26 protein-coding genes are annotated in these 15,507 nt (G+C 49.9%); all 26 read right to left on the bottom strand.

The genetic code is table 11. The features are described from left to right. Positions 1-2: 2 nt before the first annotated feature. On the bottom strand, positions 3-749 hold the full coding sequence (map, locus tag HPY90_RS05255; protein ID WP_287192044.1) for a type I methionyl aminopeptidase: 747 nt from the start codon (positions 747-749) through the stop codon (positions 3-5). After that, entirely contained in the window at positions 746-1,399 is a 654-nt protein-coding gene (locus HPY90_RS05260) for an adenylate kinase (protein ID WP_287192046.1), read from the bottom strand. The genes map and HPY90_RS05260 overlap by 4 nt, the downstream gene beginning before the upstream one ends. Before the next feature lie 11 nt (positions 1,400-1,410). Continuing rightward, positions 1,411-2,676 (bottom strand): preprotein translocase subunit SecY, encoded by a 1,266-nt coding sequence (secY, locus tag HPY90_RS05265; protein ID WP_287192048.1) that lies wholly within the window; start codon positions 2,674-2,676, stop codon positions 1,411-1,413. Position 2,677: 1 nt separating this feature from the next. Beyond that, entirely contained in the window at positions 2,678-3,118 is a 441-nt protein-coding gene (gene rplO, locus HPY90_RS05270; protein ID WP_013176361.1) for a 50S ribosomal protein L15, read from the bottom strand. Between the two features lie 14 nt (positions 3,119-3,132). After that, on the bottom strand, positions 3,133-3,318 hold the full coding sequence (rpmD, locus tag HPY90_RS05275) for a 50S ribosomal protein L30 (protein WP_013176362.1): 186 nt from the start codon (positions 3,316-3,318) through the stop codon (positions 3,133-3,135). A gap of 11 nt (positions 3,319-3,329) precedes the next feature. Further along, entirely contained in the window at positions 3,330-3,833 is a 504-nt protein-coding gene (gene rpsE / locus HPY90_RS05280; RefSeq protein ID WP_013176363.1) for a 30S ribosomal protein S5, read from the bottom strand. A 21-nt stretch (positions 3,834-3,854) separates the two neighbouring features. After that, positions 3,855-4,220: a 50S ribosomal protein L18 gene (rplR, locus tag HPY90_RS05285; protein ID WP_013176364.1), complete on the bottom strand. Its 366-nt coding sequence runs from the start codon at positions 4,218-4,220 to the stop codon at positions 3,855-3,857. A gap of 32 nt (positions 4,221-4,252) precedes the next feature. Continuing rightward, on the bottom strand, positions 4,253-4,792 hold the full coding sequence (rplF, locus tag HPY90_RS05290) for a 50S ribosomal protein L6 (protein ID WP_287192051.1): 540 nt from the start codon (positions 4,790-4,792) through the stop codon (positions 4,253-4,255). Between the two features lie 25 nt (positions 4,793-4,817). Then, a complete protein-coding gene (rpsH, locus tag HPY90_RS05295; protein WP_013176366.1) occupies positions 4,818-5,216 on the bottom strand; it encodes a 30S ribosomal protein S8 in 399 nt (132 codons plus the stop codon). Between the two features lie 27 nt (positions 5,217-5,243). Beyond that, on the bottom strand, positions 5,244-5,429 hold the full coding sequence (locus HPY90_RS05300; RefSeq protein ID WP_013176367.1) for a type Z 30S ribosomal protein S14: 186 nt from the start codon (positions 5,427-5,429) through the stop codon (positions 5,244-5,246). 13 nt (positions 5,430-5,442) lie between these two features. Then, positions 5,443-5,985, bottom strand: coding sequence for a 50S ribosomal protein L5 (gene rplE, locus HPY90_RS05305; RefSeq protein WP_013176368.1), 543 nt, complete (start codon positions 5,983-5,985; stop codon positions 5,443-5,445). Between the two features lie 152 nt (positions 5,986-6,137). After that, positions 6,138-6,458, bottom strand: coding sequence for a 50S ribosomal protein L24 (rplX, locus tag HPY90_RS05310; protein WP_013176369.1), 321 nt, complete (start codon positions 6,456-6,458; stop codon positions 6,138-6,140). 16 nt (positions 6,459-6,474) lie between these two features. Beyond that, positions 6,475-6,843, bottom strand: a complete 369-nt coding sequence (gene rplN, locus HPY90_RS05315; protein ID WP_013176370.1) for a 50S ribosomal protein L14 — start codon at positions 6,841-6,843, stop codon at positions 6,475-6,477. Between the two features lie 25 nt (positions 6,844-6,868). Next, positions 6,869-7,141 carry a 30S ribosomal protein S17 gene (rpsQ, locus tag HPY90_RS05320; RefSeq protein WP_013176371.1) on the bottom strand — a complete coding sequence of 91 codons (273 nt, stop codon included), beginning with the start codon at positions 7,139-7,141 and terminating at the stop codon, positions 6,869-6,871. 11 nt (positions 7,142-7,152) lie between these two features. After that, complete coding sequence (gene rpmC, locus HPY90_RS05325; protein WP_013176372.1) at positions 7,153-7,359, bottom strand: 50S ribosomal protein L29; 207 nt, start codon at positions 7,357-7,359, stop codon at positions 7,153-7,155. Further along, complete coding sequence (rplP, locus tag HPY90_RS05330; RefSeq protein ID WP_013176373.1) at positions 7,349-7,783, bottom strand: 50S ribosomal protein L16; 435 nt, start codon at positions 7,781-7,783, stop codon at positions 7,349-7,351. Before rplP ends, rpmC begins: the two co-directional genes overlap by 11 nt. Then, positions 7,783-8,451, bottom strand: coding sequence for a 30S ribosomal protein S3 (gene rpsC / locus HPY90_RS05335; RefSeq protein WP_013176374.1), 669 nt, complete (start codon positions 8,449-8,451; stop codon positions 7,783-7,785). Before rpsC ends, rplP begins: the two co-directional genes overlap by 1 nt. Next, positions 8,451-8,792: a 50S ribosomal protein L22 gene (rplV, locus tag HPY90_RS05340; protein ID WP_013176375.1), complete on the bottom strand. Its 342-nt coding sequence runs from the start codon at positions 8,790-8,792 to the stop codon at positions 8,451-8,453. The genes rpsC and rplV overlap by 1 nt, the downstream gene beginning before the upstream one ends. A gap of 18 nt (positions 8,793-8,810) precedes the next feature. Further along, positions 8,811-9,095 carry a 30S ribosomal protein S19 gene (gene rpsS, locus HPY90_RS05345; RefSeq protein ID WP_013176376.1) on the bottom strand — a complete coding sequence of 95 codons (285 nt, stop codon included), beginning with the start codon at positions 9,093-9,095 and terminating at the stop codon, positions 8,811-8,813. An 18-nt stretch (positions 9,096-9,113) separates the two neighbouring features. After that, on the bottom strand, positions 9,114-9,938 hold the full coding sequence (rplB, locus tag HPY90_RS05350) for a 50S ribosomal protein L2 (RefSeq protein WP_013176377.1): 825 nt from the start codon (positions 9,936-9,938) through the stop codon (positions 9,114-9,116). Between the two features lie 32 nt (positions 9,939-9,970). Further along, positions 9,971-10,258 (bottom strand): 50S ribosomal protein L23, encoded by a 288-nt coding sequence (rplW, locus tag HPY90_RS05355; protein ID WP_013176378.1) that lies wholly within the window; start codon positions 10,256-10,258, stop codon positions 9,971-9,973. After that, positions 10,255-10,881: a 50S ribosomal protein L4 gene (rplD, locus tag HPY90_RS05360; RefSeq protein ID WP_013176379.1), complete on the bottom strand. Its 627-nt coding sequence runs from the start codon at positions 10,879-10,881 to the stop codon at positions 10,255-10,257. Before rplD ends, rplW begins: the two co-directional genes overlap by 4 nt. A gap of 27 nt (positions 10,882-10,908) precedes the next feature. Further along, complete coding sequence (gene rplC / locus HPY90_RS05365) at positions 10,909-11,547, bottom strand: 50S ribosomal protein L3 (protein ID WP_013176380.1); 639 nt, start codon at positions 11,545-11,547, stop codon at positions 10,909-10,911. A gap of 104 nt (positions 11,548-11,651) precedes the next feature. Next, on the bottom strand, positions 11,652-11,963 hold the full coding sequence (gene rpsJ / locus HPY90_RS05370; protein ID WP_013176381.1) for a 30S ribosomal protein S10: 312 nt from the start codon (positions 11,961-11,963) through the stop codon (positions 11,652-11,654). Positions 11,964-12,156: 193 nt separating this feature from the next. Beyond that, entirely contained in the window at positions 12,157-13,359 is a 1,203-nt protein-coding gene (gene tuf / locus HPY90_RS05375; protein ID WP_287192059.1) for an elongation factor Tu, read from the bottom strand. 39 nt (positions 13,360-13,398) lie between these two features. Then, positions 13,399-15,483 (bottom strand): elongation factor G, encoded by a 2,085-nt coding sequence (fusA, locus tag HPY90_RS05380; RefSeq protein ID WP_287192061.1) that lies wholly within the window; start codon positions 15,481-15,483, stop codon positions 13,399-13,401. Between the last annotated feature and the right edge of the window lie 24 nt (positions 15,484-15,507).

Raw genomic sequence — 15,507 nt, forward strand, 5'->3', positions numbered from 1 at the left:
CATTAACCCACGGTGAGAATAAGAGGACCTTCCGGAGTTATAGCCACCGTATGCTCGAAATGAGCTGATAGCTTGCCATCGCGTGTAACGACTGTCCACTGATCCTCCTTGACATATACCTCGTACGTACCCAGGTTCACCATGGGCTCTATCGCCAGGGTCATGCCAGCTCGCAGTAGCGGTCCTCGTGACGGCCGTCCGTAATTGGGAACGGGAGGATCTTCATGCATTCTGCTGCCGATACCGTGCCCCACGTAGTCCCGGACTACCGAATACCCATGAGACTCGGCTGTTCTTTGAACAGCGTGTGAGATGTCACCTAGACGCTTACCCACTCTCGCCTGCTCGATACCTTTGTAAAGGCACTCCTCTGTAACACGAATGAGCTCTGCTGCCTCAAGTGATGCTTCCCCCACTGGGACTGTAATGGCAGCGTCTCCGAAATACCCTTCGACCACTGCACCCATGTCGATTTTGATAATATCCCCGTTTTTAAGCTTTCTCGGACCTGGAATCCCATGCACTACCTCCTCGTTGATGGAGGCACATATAACTGCGGGAAAGCCTTGATACCCTTTAAACGCAGGGGTGGCCCCTAATTTGCGCAACGTTTTCTCTGCAAGTCCATCCAGGTAGCCAGTAGTAATCCCGGGTTTGACTGACATCCTTATCTCTTCTAAGGTTATGGCAACCGCGCGTCCTGCTCTCCGCATGAGGGCCAGTTCGCGTTCGGTCTTAAGCAATATCATTTTAACTTCTCCAAGTAAACCGAGATTTCACTGAAGACCTCACTACGGTCTCGCTGTCCGTCCACGTTGACTAATAAGCCACGCTGCTCATAGTATTGGAGCAGAGGGTTGGTTTCCTCTGCATAGACCTGGAGTCGCTTGATTACTGTATCGGTTGCGGTATCGTCACTACGTTGCTGTAAAAGGGTACCGCATTTATCACAGACTCCTTCTATTTGCGGTGGGTTAAAAACCTTGTGATAAACTGTTTTGCAGTTAGGACAAGTCAGGCGGCCGGTCATGCGTTCAATCAGAACATCGGTCGGGACATCAATGTTTATCACCAGGTCTAACCTGCGACCCATCTGGTTCAAAATGTCTGCGAGCGCATCGGCCTGTTTTACAGTGCGAGGAAACCCGTCCATCAAAAATCCCTGTGCACAATCTGCCTGCTTTAGCCTTTCTGCTATGATGCCTATAGTGACCTCGTCCGGCACCAATTTCCCGGCGTCCATATACTCCTTCGCCTTTTTCCCCAGTTCGGTTCCCTTGGCTACCGCCTCCCTGAACATATCCCCGGTAGAGATATGAGGTATACCGAAGGTCTGTACAATCATCTCTGCCTGCGTTCCCTTGCCTGCCCCGGGAGGGCCCATCAATACTACGTTCATCTTATCATCTCCTACTTGACAAAACCTTCATAACTCCTGAGCAACAGATGAGCTTCCAGCTGCTTCATGGTGTCCAAAGCTACCCCTACCACAATGAGCAAGGCAGTACCGCCAAAATATAGGCTAGTAATCCCGGTTACTTTGATAACAAAGTTGGGCAAGATAGCTATGAACGCCAGGAAGATTCCGCCTGCAAAAGTCAACCGAGAGAGTACCCTGTCAATGTAATCGGCAGTGGGACGCCCCGGTCTAATACCAGGGATAAATCCCCCGTATTTCTTGATGTTGTCCGCCACGTCGGCGGGATTGAAGATTATAGCTACGTAAAAGTAGGTAAAAAAGAATATTAGCAAGGCGTACAGTATATTGTACAAGACGGTACCAAAATGGAAATAAGTGTTTATGAAGGTGCTCACGCCTGACTTGGGAAACCAGGAAGCAATGGTAGCCGGAAACATCATGATTGACATTCCGAAGATTATGGGAATAACCCCGCCCATGTTCACCCGCAAGGGCAAGAATGTGCTCTGGCCTCCATAAACCCGTCTTCCGACGACGCGCTTCGCGTACTGTATCGGGATTCGTCGTTGTCCTTCGTTAACGGCTACCAGCGCGCTAATGATGACCAATGCGATAACCACAAAGGAAAGAATGTTAAAAAACCCGATGGTTCCAGCCTTTAGCAGTTGAACCATGGTGTCTAAACCGCTGGGTATGCGGGCAACAATTCCGGCGAAGATTATTAGAGAAATACCATTCCCTATGCCTTTTTCGGTGATCATTTCACCTATCCACATCAGGAGAGCAGTACCAGCAGTAAGACTGATAGCTATTATGAGGTAAGCACCGATGCCCGGCTTGTGCAAAACGCCAGGATACCTCCCCATCGCAATGGCCATCCCTATGGCCTGGATAAATCCGAGTATAACCGTGCCGTACCGGACGTACTGCGTTATTTTCTTACGTCCTTCTTCTCCTTCCTTTTGCAGCTGTTCTAATTTAGGTATTACTACGGTCAAGAGCTGCATGATAATGGAAGCGTTTATATAAGGGGTTATACTCATAGCGAAAATACTAAACCGCTTGAACGCTCCTCCGGAAATTATGTCATAGAAGCCAAACAATTGGTTAGTGAGTAGTTTGGCGAAGACATCGGCGTTAATGCCGGGAACCGGGATATGTGCTCCCAGTCTGAACACCAGCAACATTCCCAGGGTGAATAATAACTTGTTGCGGAGGTCCCCTCCTTTTAAGGCCTGTTGGAACGAACCGAACAAACTAAATCACCTCTACCTTGCCACCCCGGGCCGCTATCTTCTCGGCCGCCTGCTGGCTGACCTTGTGAGCTTTAACAACCAGGGTCCGCTCTAATTCGCCTTCTCCCAAAATCTTGACTCCATCTTTTATCCTCTTGATCAAACCACTTTCTAAGAGCAATTCCGGTGTGATCTCGGTTCCATCCGGAAACCGATTCAAATCCCTGACATTCACAATGGCAAATTCCTTTTTAAATATATTAGTAAATCCCCGCTTAGGCAAGCGTCTTTGCAAGGGCATTTGCCCGCCTTCAAAGCCCGGCCTGACCCCGCCCCCGGAACGCGCTTTCTGTCCTTTGTGCCCGCGCGTAGAGGTTTTTCCATGTCCGGAACCTATGCCCCGGCCCACCCTCTTGACCCGCTTATTGGTCCCAGGAGGCGCTTTTAGTTCGTGCAATCTCATGCTAATCCTCCTCGCTAGTCGATATCTTCTACCTCTAAAAGGTGCCCAACCCGGGCAATCATCCCTCTAACCGTCGGAGTATCTTCCCTGACCACACTCTGGTTCAATTTTCGCAGCCCGAGGCTTGCGATGATGGCTCGCTGAGTCTTAGGGCAGCCAATGGTACTCCTCTTCCATGTAATCTTCAGCTTCTTGCCCAATTGACTCCCTCCTACTTGATGATTTCTTCAACAGCCTTTCCTCTCAGCCTAGCTACTTCTTCTGCTTTCTTCAAGTTTTTCAGAGCCTCAATAGTCGCCCTAACCATGTTGTTAGCATTGGATGAACCTAAGGATTTGGTCAGAATATCTTTGATTCCAGCCAACTCCAGAACTGCTCTAACCGGTCCCCCAGCGATTACTCCAGTACCAGGTGCTGCCGGTTTGAGCAACACTTCTCCAGCTCCGAACCTGCCAATGATTGGATGCGGGATGGTCCTCTCGTCGATTAGGGGAACCGCTATCATATTCTTCTTGGCATCTTCGATGCCTTTCCTTATGGCCTCTGGTACCTCTCCGGCTTTGCCCAGCCCGGCCCCCACGTTGCCCTTCCCATCTCCAACTACCACTACAGCACTGAAGCTAAATCGCCGGCCGCCCTTTACTACTTTGGCAACCCTCCGTATAGCCACGACCCGCTCCGAAATCTCCCGGCCTTCCTGCTCTTTTTCGATCATCGTTTCCCTCCTCATATCAGCCTAGAACTTTAAGCCAGCTTCCCTGGCTGCATCGGCCAGAGCGGCAACTCGGCCATGATACTTGTAACCGTTTCGATCAAAAACTGCTTCGGATATACCTTTTTCTAAAGCCTTCTTAGCCAAAGCCGTTCCGACGGCCCGGGCCCCTTCTACTGTGTCCTTCCCCGGCAGGTCTTTAAACTCGCCTTCCAGAGTCGAACATGTCAACAGGGTACGGTGAGTAGAATCATCTATGAGTTGAGCATATATATGCTTGAGACTCCGATAAATACAGAGCCGAGGTTTCTCTGCTGTTCCCGAAACCCGAACTCTTACCCGCTTGTGTCTCTTCTGTCTCAGGCTAGCACGGCTAGGTTTCTTAATCACGGGTGTTCACTCCCTTCCTAGAATTTATCGTCTTAGCGTCCGCCTGCCTTGCCGGCCTTGCGTCTGACTACTTCGTTTTCATACTTGATGCCCTTGCCTTTGTAAGGCTCAGGTCTTCTGATAGCCCTTATCCTTGCGGCCATTTCTCCCACCTGCTGTTTGTCAATACCTTTGACTACAATCTTGGTAGGTGCCGGCACTTCTATCTCGATGCCTTGTGGGGGATCTACCTCTACGGGATGTGAGTAGCCCACGCTGAGCACCAGTTTCCTACCCTGCACCTGAGCGCGGTAACCTACTCCTACCAGATCCAGGCGCTTTTCAAATCCCTTGGTGACCCCTTCAACCATGTTAGCAAGAAGGGCCCTCGTCAGTCCGTGTAAGGCCCTGTGCTCCTTCTCATCGCTGGCCCGGGTAACCAACACCTGATTATCTTCCACCTGAACCTCTATCCCGGCCGGAATCCCTAATGTCAACCCGCCTTTTGGGCCCTGGACTGAAACGGTATTTTCCTGCACTGTAACTGTAACCCCTTCTGGCTTTTCGATCGGTTTTTTGCCTATTCTAGACACTCTGATTTACCCCCTTTGACTACGACTACCAGATGTAACAAACCACTTCACCGCCCAGTCCTTGTTTACGGGCCTTCTTATCGGTCATCAATCCTTTGGGCGTCGATATCACAGCCGTTCCCAGCCCGCCCAAAACCTTCGGTATTTCATTCTTACCTACGTACACCCGCAAGCCTGGTTTACTAATACGTTTGATCCCAGTTATAACCTTTTCCTTGTTGGGGCCGTATTTCAAATAAATACGGATGATCCCTTGCTTACCGTCAGCGATAAACTCGTAATCTTTGATATAGCCTTCTTCTTTCAGTATCTCAACGATTCCGAGCTTCATTTTGGAAGCCGGTACTTCTACGCTTTTGTGCATTACGGTATTAGCATTCCGGATGCGAGTTAACAAATCGGCGATTGGATCAGTCATGACCATAGTTTAAACCTCCTCTTCTAGTTACATTTACCAACTCGCCTTGGTTATGCCAGGAATCTCGCCCCGATGCGCCAAGGTGCGGAAGCATATACGGCACATGCCAAATTTTCTCATATAGGCCCTAGGCCGGCCACATATTTTGCAGCGATTGTAATGTCTGGTGGAAAACTTGCCGGGACGTTTTTGCTTCGCGATCAAAGACTTCTTGGCCATTGCTTTTCCCTCCTTATTGTTCGCGGAATGGCATACCCATCAGGCGGAGCAGCTCTCTCGCTTCTTCGTCGGTCTTAGCGGTTGTAACTATGATAACCTCCAATCCCCGAATCTTGTCGATCTTGTCGTAGTCTATTTCCGGGAAAATAACCTGCTCCCTGATCCCCAAGGTGTAATTCCCGCGCCCGTCAAATGCTGTGGGTGATACTCCTCTGAAGTCCCGGACCCGAGGCAAAGCCACGTTAATAAGCTTATCGAGGAAATCGTACATTCTATCCCCGCGCAAGGTAACCTTGCAACCTATAGACATGCCTTGCCTGAGCTTAAAGCCGGCTATGGATTTTTTGGCCTTGGTCACAACGGGCTTCTGCCCGGATATGGCCATCAAATCGTTGACCGCCCCGTCCAAAGACTTGGGATTCTGAATCGCTTCTCCGACCCCGATGTTGAGCACAACCTTCTCTAATTTCGGTACCTGCATTCGGTTACGGTAATTGAACTTTTCCATCATTTTATCGACTATCTCAGTCTTGTATATTTCTTTTAGTCTGACCATGTATTCTTTCCTCCTTCTCCCAGGTTCTCCCTACATCAGGCAGGTTCTTTGCCAAATTACGTACAGGTATTGGGTCAGGCGTGCTCTACCGGATACAGGGCTGGGAGGTATTAGTTATCGCCTTCGCTCTCCGTTTGCCTTTAGTAACAACGTCAGTCCACGATTTCCCCGCACTTCTTGCAAACGCGCACTTTTTCCCCGCTTTCCAGTACCTTTCGACCGATACGAGTGGGCTTGTTACATTTATTACATAGCAGCATCACGTTCGAAACGTGAATAGGTGATTCTATCTGTAGAATCCCGCCCTGCGGCAAGGCGCGGGTAGGCTTCTGATGCTTCTTCACCCGGTTTACGCCTTCTACTACTATCCTGTTCTTGGCTGGTTCGACTTTCAACACTTTGCCTTTCTTGCCCACGTCCTTACCGGCGATGACCTGTACCGTATCCCCTTTTCTTATCTTTAACTTACCCATCAACCTTACCTCCATCCTATAGGACTTCGGGTGCGAGTGAAATAATCTTCATGAAGTTCTTTTCCCGAAGCTCTCTCGCCACCGGACCGAAGATCCGGGTACCTTTCGGATTGTTGTTGTCGTCTATGATCACCGCTGCGTTTTCTCCGAATTTGATGTAAGACCCGTCCGGCCGCCGAATTTCCTTGGTGGTTCGAACAACCACCGCTTTAACCACATCGCCTTTCTTCACTACCCCTCCCGGACTTGCCTCTTTGATCGATACCACTATAATGTCTCCAACTGTGGCGTACTTCCGGTGGGAGCCACCGAGCACCTTTATACACATTGCCCGTTTGGCACCAGTATTGTCACCAACCCGGAGCATGGTTTGGGGCTGTATCATGTCAGCTACCTCCTTCCAGATAAGTTTACTGCAAGGTCTTGGCCCTTTCGATAATTTCAACTACCCGCCAGCGCTTTCTTTTGCTTAACGGCCTGGTTTCCATAATCCTTACCACGTCACCTGTCTTGCACTCGTTGTTTTCGTCGTGGGCCATATATTTTTTGCTCCTTCTAACAACTTTCCGGTACAAGGGATGTTGCATTACTCTCTCTACTTTGACAGTGACTGTCTTATCCATCTTGTCGCTTACAACCGTGCCGATTCTCACTTTCCGTTGTCCTCTTGTCTCTGACACCATTTAGGCCCCCTTTAGGTCAGTTTGAGCCGCTTAATCTCGCGTTCTCTCTGTATGGTCTTAATCCTGGCGATGTTCTTCTTGACCTCACGTATTCTCATCGGGTTGTCCAGTTGCCCCGTTGCCAGTTGAAACCTGAGATTAAACAATTCTTCCTTGAAATCATTTGCCCGCTTACTCAATTCTTCATCAGTCAGTTCCCGCAGCTTATTAGCTTTCACCAGCCTCACCACCCAATTCTTCTCGTTTTACAAACCTGCACTTGATCGGCAGCTTGTGCGAGGCCAATCTCATCGCTTCTTTCGCCACTTCTTCGCTCACGCCAGCTAGCTCGAACATGACCCGCCCTGGTTTGACCACTGCAACCCAGTATTCAGGCGAGCCTTTGCCCTTTCCCATTCGGGTTTCTGCGGGCTTCGCTGTAATGGGTCGGTCCGGGAAAATCTTTATCCATACCTTCCCTCCGCGTTTCACATGCCTGGTAATGGCCACGCGTGCTGCTTCAATCTGGCGGTTAGTTATCCATGCTGCCTCCAGTGCTTGTAGGCCGTATTCCCCGTAAGTGACGGAGTTACCCTTAGTAGCCTTGCCCTTAAGACTCGGCCTATGCTGTTTTCTGTATTTAACACGTTTAGGTACCAGCATTACTTATCTTCCTCCCCCGTCTTCTTCGCTGGTTGCTTGGCCGCTGGTAACACTTCGCCCCGGTTTATCCATATCTTTATTCCGATCTTGCCATACGTGGTCATAGCCTCGGCAAACCCATAGTCGATATCAGCCCGCAAGGTGTGGAGCGGTACTCTACCCTCAGCGTACCATTCAGTTCTGGCAATTTCTGCCCCTGCCAGCCGTCCCGATACCGCTATCTTGATGCCCTCGGCTCCGGCTCTCATTGTACGTTGGACTGCCTGTTTCATAGCTCGGCGGTAAGCTACCCGTCGTTCAATCTGAGCCGCTACGTTTTCAGCAACTATCTGAGCGTCTAGCTCCGGTTTCTTAATCTCCACTATATTGATATTTACAGTCTTGCCGGTTAGCTTGCCCAGGTCCTGACGCAACCGTTCAACCTCTGTTCCTCCACGGCCTATGATAATTCCGGGTTTCGCCGTGTGAATTGACACGCGCACCCGATTGCCCGTACGCTCGATTTCGACCTTCGATATCCCTGCAGCGAAGAAATTTTCCTTGATATATTTTCGAATATGGTAATCTTCATGGAGCAGGTCAGTGTAGTCCCGATCTGCATACCACTTGGAATCCCAATCCCTGATAATTCCTATCCTTAGCCCTTTGGGATGAACCTTTTGACCCACTATCTAACCTCCTTTTCCTTAACTACCACCGTTATATGGCTGGTTCTCCGCTTCATCACATCAGCCCGCCCATAGGCTCTGGGCTTAAGCCGTTTCAAGCTCGGGCCTTCATTAACATAGATCTCGGCCACATACAGGGCATCTACGTCCATGTCGAAATTGTTCTCGGCATTGGCCATAGCTGACTTCAAAACCTTGGCTATCAACGGTGCCCCCTTTTTGTTGGTGTACCTAAGGATAGCCATAGCCTCTTGCGCATTCTTGCCCCGTACAAGGTCTGCCACTTGTCGTGCCTTAAATGGTGATACCCTTAAGTATTTTGCCACTGCTCTTGCTTCCACTGGTCTCCCCCCTTTTTGTTATCTGCGCTTGCTCGTCTTCTCCGACTTGTCGGCGTGACCCCGGTAAGTCCGAGTAGGGGCAAATTCACCCAGCTTATGGCCTACCATGTCTTCAGTTATATAGATGGGAACGTGCTTTCTTCCTTCATATACGGCCAGCGTGTGTCCCACCATTTCAGGTAGTATCGTCGACCGGCGGGACCAGGTTTTGATAACCCTTTTTTCGCCAGTTTCATTCATTTTCTCGATCTTCTTTAGCAGTTTCTCGTCACAGTAAGGGCCCTTTTTTAGAGACCTGCCCATGTCCGTACCTCCTTCAAACTACTTCCTCTTCTTTACTATCATCTTATCAGACGGCTTCTTTTTCCTGGTTTTTCCGCCAATGGCGATTTTACCCCAAGGCGATACCGGGTATTTTCTTCCCACAGGGGCCCTTCCTTCCCCGCCCCCGTGCGGGTGATCTACGGGGTTCATTGCCGTTCCTCTAACTGTGGGACGAATCCCCAACCAGCGAGAACGTCCAGCCTTTCCCAGGGTAATGTTCTCGTGGTCTAGGTTGCCTACCTGCCCTATGGTGGCCCGGCAACTCAAATGAATTAACCTCACTTCTCCTGAAGGTAGCCTTACGTGAGCGTAATCTCCTTCTTTGGCCATCAGCTGGGCGGAAGCCCCAGCTGATCTGACGATCTGCGCTCCTTTGCCCGGCCTCAGTTCGATGTTATGAATAGTAGTACCTACAGGAATGTTCCTCAGGGGGAGGGCATTGCCTACTTTGATATCGGCATCCGGCCCCGATACCACTTTGTCCCCAACCTTGAGCCCATTAGGAGCAACAATATAACGTTTTTCTCCATCAGCGTAGTGCAAAAGCGCTATATTTGCCGACCGGTTGGGGTCGTATTCGATGGCCGCAACCTTGGCCGGCACGCCGTCCTTATTGCGCTTGAAATCGATGATGCGGTATAATCGCTTATGACCGCCGCCCCGGTGACGGACCGTTTGGCGCCCCACGGCGTTCCTGCCCCCGGTCTTTTTAAGGGACACGGTCAGGGCTTTTTCTGGCTCAACTTTAGTTATTTCTTCAAATGTCAGTACTGTCATTTGCCGCCTTCCCGGTGAGGTAGGCTTGAACTTTTTTATACCCATCAAAACTGCCTCCTTATTAGGATGGACTACTCTTACATCCCCTCAAACAGGGGTATTTTGTGTCCCGCTTTTAGTGTCACGATGGCTTTTTTTCGGTCTGGTTTGTACCCTTCAAACCTTCCCATACGCCGCTTCTTGCCTTTTACGTTTATTGTTCTAACGTTGTCTACTTTTACGTGAAATATCTCTTCTATAGCTTTGCGTATTTCCGTCTTGTTGGCCTGTTTGTCAACGATGAACGTGTACTTGTTTTCTGCCATGAGATTCATGGATTTCTCAGTAATAACCGGTCGCACGATAATGTCTCTGGCATCCTTCATCGGGCCAATACCTCCTCTACCTTGGCGACAGCATCCTTGGTTATAACCAGTTTGTCGTGATTCAGTATGTCATACACGCTCATGAAGTCGGCCCTGACCGGCTTAATTCCAGGGATGTTGCGCGCTGATTTATACACGTTCACATCCCCGTCAGCCGTAACTATCAGGGCTTTTCGATCAACCTGCAGAGCATTCAGGATTTCCACCATTCTTTTGGTCTTCGGAGCTTCTAAAGTAAGTTCATCCATCACAATCATGTTCCGCCCTTTGACTTTGCTGGAAAGGGCAGACTTTAAGGCCAGCCGCCTGATTTTCTTGGGAAGAGTATATGAGTAGTCACGGGGTTGCGGGCCGAACACTACTCCTCCTTTACGCCATAGAGGAGAACGGATACTTCCCGCTCTGGCGCGTCCGGTTCCTTTCTGGCGATAGGGCTTACGCCCTCCTCCTCTGACTTCTCCTCGGGTCTTAGTAGCTGCGGTGCCTACCCGATGGTTAGCCAACTGCATCTTTACCACCTGATGCATTGCGGCCTGATTAGGCTCTATCCCGAAAACCTCATCGCTGAGCTCAATTTCTCCTACCTGAGTTCCGTTCATGTTATAAAGTGGCACTTTTGGCATCTTTTTAACCTCCTTCGCCCGACCTCTTTAAGCCTTGGCGGAATTCTTAATCGTGACTAATCCCCGCCTCGGGCCTGGAATCGCACCTTTTATCAAGAGGATGTTTTTTTCGGGATAGACTTTAACCACCCGTAAACGTTGTACTGTAACCTTCTCCCCACCTAAACGTCCTGGCAGTTTACGTCCCTTAAAAACCCGAGCCGGTCCTTTCGCCCCCAAGGCTCCAGGTCTGCGGTGATACTTTGAACCATGGGCCATAGCTCCCCGTTGGAAGTTGTGACGCTTGATGCCCCCAGCAAAGCCTTTCCCTTTGGAAATGCCGGTGACGTCAATTATGTCGCCTTCCTTAAAGATATCAACCCGTATCTCCTGTCCTACCTGGTAATCATCGATATTTTCCACTCGGAATTCCCTGATAAAGCGAACTGGTTTCACGTTGGCGTTAGCCAAGTGTCCTTTCAAAGGCTTTGTTATCTTACTTTCTTTTACACTACCAAAACCGACTTGGATGGCATTGTAGCCGTCAGTAGCCACCGTTTTTTTCTGTAATACTATGCATGGACCCGCTTCTACCACTGTAACCGCGGTAGCCCGGTCATTTTCATCAAAAAGCTGTGTCATCCCTAGCTTTACGCCTAAGAGACCCTTCTCGACATGCTTGCTCACTTTCGTTTACCTCCCATGTTGATGGGGCATGGCTTCAGTTCCCACTAGATGGTGCCCTTCTAATCCCGGTAGCCCTTGTTCGATGTCCGAGTCTGTTAAAGACTTCAAAGCTTGATCTCTATGTCCACCCCGGACGGCAGATCTAGATGCATCAGGGCATCGATAGTCTTCGGATTAGGATCCAGTATATCTATTAGACGTTTGTGGGTACGCATTTCAAACTGTTCCCGCGAATCTTTGTTAACGTGTGGAGACCTGAGAATCGTATAAATACTCTTCTCGGTCGGTAATGGTATCGGCCCTGAAACCTTAGCCCCGTTCTTTTTTGCTGTTTCGACTATCTTGCTGGCGGATTGGTCTAAAAGTTTGTGGTCGAATGCTTTTAACCTTATTCTGACCTTCTGCTGGCCTTTCACTTCTTGCTTTACCTCCTTATACAGGTAACTCCCATTCCACGCATCCGGGCGTGTTAATAGGCAAACGTCACAAACACCCTTCGGCCTGGTTTGCTACCAGGCAGCACATCCCCCGCTATACGGCAAAAGCCTTACCTTCTCCTAACCGGGGACATGCTCCTGGTTAGATTTCCGACCAGACCTTTGAACCCAGTTATTCGATAACAGAAGTTACCACACCAGCGCCTACGGTACGACCGCCTTCTCTAATCGCGAAACGGAGCCCTTCTTCGATAGCGATGGGTGTGATCAACTCTATGGTCATCTGAACATTATCGCCCGGCATAACCATTTCTACCCCTTCGGGCAACCGAATGCTACCGGTAACGTCGGTAGTACGGAAATAAAACTGCGGGCGGTACCCGTCAAAGAACGGGGTATGTCTGCCACCTTCTTCTTTGGTCAAAACATAAACCTCGGCGTTAAACTTGGTATGCGGCTTAATGGAACCCGGCTTCGCCAGAACCATCCCCCGCTCCACTTCTTTCCGGTCAACACCCCTGAGCAAAGTCCCGATGTTGTCACCGGCTTGAGCAAAGTCCAGTATCTTGCGGAACATTTCTACACCGGTAACGACGGTCTTGCGAGTCTCGTCTCTCAAACCGATTATCTCGACTTCGTCGCCCACTTTAACAGTACCTCTCTCCACTCTGCCGGTCGTCACTGTACCTCTTCCGGTAATCGTGAATACGTCCTCAATCGGCATCAAGAAAGGCTTGTCAATGTCTCTTTCAGGCAGCGGTACATAATCGTCTACCGCGTCCATCAACTCCCATATCTTGGAGCACCACTCGCATTCCCGACTGCCGCACCCGCATTCCAGGGCTTTCAAAGCAGACCCTTTGACTACCGGTATATCATCGCCGGGAAAACCGTATTCGTTAAGCAGGTCGCGAACTTCCATTTCCACCAGTTCAAGCAGCTCTTCATCGTCTACCATATCGACCTTGTTCATGAATACTACGATATACGGCACCTGTACCTGCCTAGCCAAAATAATATGCTCCCGGGTCTGCGGCATGGGTCCATCGGCCGCCGATACTACTAGAATAGCCCCGTCCATCTGGGCAGCTCCTGTAATCATGTTCTTGATGTAGTCGGCATGCCCAGGACAATCCACGTGAGCATAGTGCCGCTTGTCGGTTTCGTACTCGACGTGAGCGGTGTTGATGGTGATGCCTCTTTCCCTTTCTTCCGGAGCTTTATCGATTTCTTCATAGCTAGTAGCTTTTGCCTTACCGACTTTGGAAAGACACACAGTAATAGCCGCCGTTAAAGTCGTTTTCCCATGGTCAATGTGCCCAATAGTACCGACGTTAACATGAGGTTTTGTCCTTTCAAACTTCGCTTTAGCCATTGGTTTGTTCACCTTTCCTTTCTTAAAGTGTTTTTAAATTTAATTAGGCAAGCCGTATCGCCTGGCTATAATCTCCTTGGTCTTATACTCTGGAACTTCCTCGTAGTGCGAAAACTGCATGGTGAAAGTCCCCCGACCCTGGGTCAGGGATCTGAGATCGGTCGCATATCCGAACATCTCGGACAGGGGTACATATCCCCTAATGGTTCTGATTCCCTTGTTCTCCTCGAGTCCTAACACCCTGCCTCTCCTGGCATTGAGGTCGCTAATAGCATCGCCAGTATGTTCCTCGGGAACAACTATCTCAATATCCATTACAGGTTCGAGTAGAACAGGCCCGGCCTTATCCAAAGAATCTTTGAACGCCATCGACGCCGCAACCTTAAAGGCTATCTCGCTCGAATCCACCTCATGGTATGAACCCCCGATGAGTTTGACTTCGACATCTACCACCGGATAACCCGCCATTATTCCAGCCTCCATGGCCTCTCTTATTCCGGCCTCAATCGCCGGAATAAATTCCTTGGGTACAACCCCTCCACTGGTAGCATCGATAAATCTGAATCCCTCACCCTGAGCCAGCGGGCTTACCTGTAGCAATACGTGCCCGTACTGCCCACGGCCACCGGATTGCCTGATAAATTTGCCTTCCCCTCTGCCTGTCCCCTTAATAGTCTCCTTATAGGACACTTGGGGCCTGCCTACGTTGGCATTTACCTTGAACTCCCTTACCAACCTGTCAACGATTACCTCCAGATGCAGTTCGCCCATACCAGAAATAATGCTTTGCCCTGTTTCCGGGTCTATGAAGGTCTTAAAAGTAGGGTCTTCTTCGGCTAGGCGCTGGAGAGCTTCGCTGATTCTCTCTTCGTCTGCTTTGGTCTTTGGTTCAATGGCCACAGAAATGACCGGTTCCGGAAAAGTCATGGCTTCTAGAAGTATAGGACACTTTTCATCGCTCAGCGTATCTCCGGTAGTCGTTTCCTTCAGCCCTACCCCAGCCACTATATCACCGGCTGAGGCCTCAGCCACCTCTTCTCGATGGTTAGCGTGCATTCTCAAAATGCGACTTAAACGTTCTTTTCGGCCTTTCCTAACATTATATACCAGGCTCCCTGTCTTCACCACCCCCGAGTATACACGAAAATACGTCAGTTTACCTACATAAGGATCCACTGTAATCTTAAAGCTGAGAGCACTAAAAGGTTCTTCTGTACTGGCCGCTCGCACAGCCTTTTCTCCCGTTACCGGGTCTACACCTGACACCGGCGGGATGTCAAGAGGAGACGGTAAATATTCTACGACTGCGTCCAGCAGAAACTGGACTCCCCTGTTTCTAAAGGAAGATCCGCACAATACCGGCACCAATTCATTAACCAAAGTCTGCTGACGTATGGCTGTAACGAGTTCGACCTCGGAAATTTCTTGCCCTTCTAAATATCTTTCTAAGACATTCTCGTCTTTCTCAGCCAAGAATTCTATTAGACGCGTTCGCCATTGCAGCGCCTGGTCTTTCTCTTCGCCGGTTAACTCCCTCTCTCTGATATCCAAACCCATTTCGTCATGGTAGGTGTAAGCCTTCATTCGGACCAGGTCGATAATCCCAATAAAGCTGTCTTCAACACCAATAGGCAGTTGAATCGCACACGCTTTTTGCCCTAGGTTGCGGTTGATCATTTCGAGCACCCGAAAAAAATCGGCTCCGATCCGGTCCATTTTGTTGATGTAGGCTATTCGAGGCACCCTATACCTGTCCGCCTGCCGCCACACGGTTTCCGACTGGGGTTGCACCCCCGCTACGGCGCAGAATATGGCTATTGCCCCATCCAGTATTCTGAGCGAGCGTTCTACCTCAACCGTAAAGTCCACATGGCCTGGCGTGTCAATAATGTTGATCCGCCGCCCTTTCCAATAACAGGAGGTGGCCGCTGATGTTATGGTAATGCCGCGTTCCTGTTCTTGAATCATCCAATCCATGGTCGCGGTTCCCTTGTCCACTTCTCCCATCCGGTGCACCCTTCCCGTGTAAAAAAGGATACGCTCGGTGGTTGTGGTCTTGCCAGCATCGATATGGGCCATTATACCTATATTGCGAGTGTTCTCTAACTCATGTGCATCGCTCACGCTGCTACCTCCCATAAACGGGAA

The organism is Syntrophothermus sp., assembly GCF_013314835.1.
Classification (GTDB): Bacteria; Bacillota; Syntrophomonadia; order Syntrophomonadales; family Syntrophothermaceae; genus Syntrophothermus; species Syntrophothermus lipocalidus.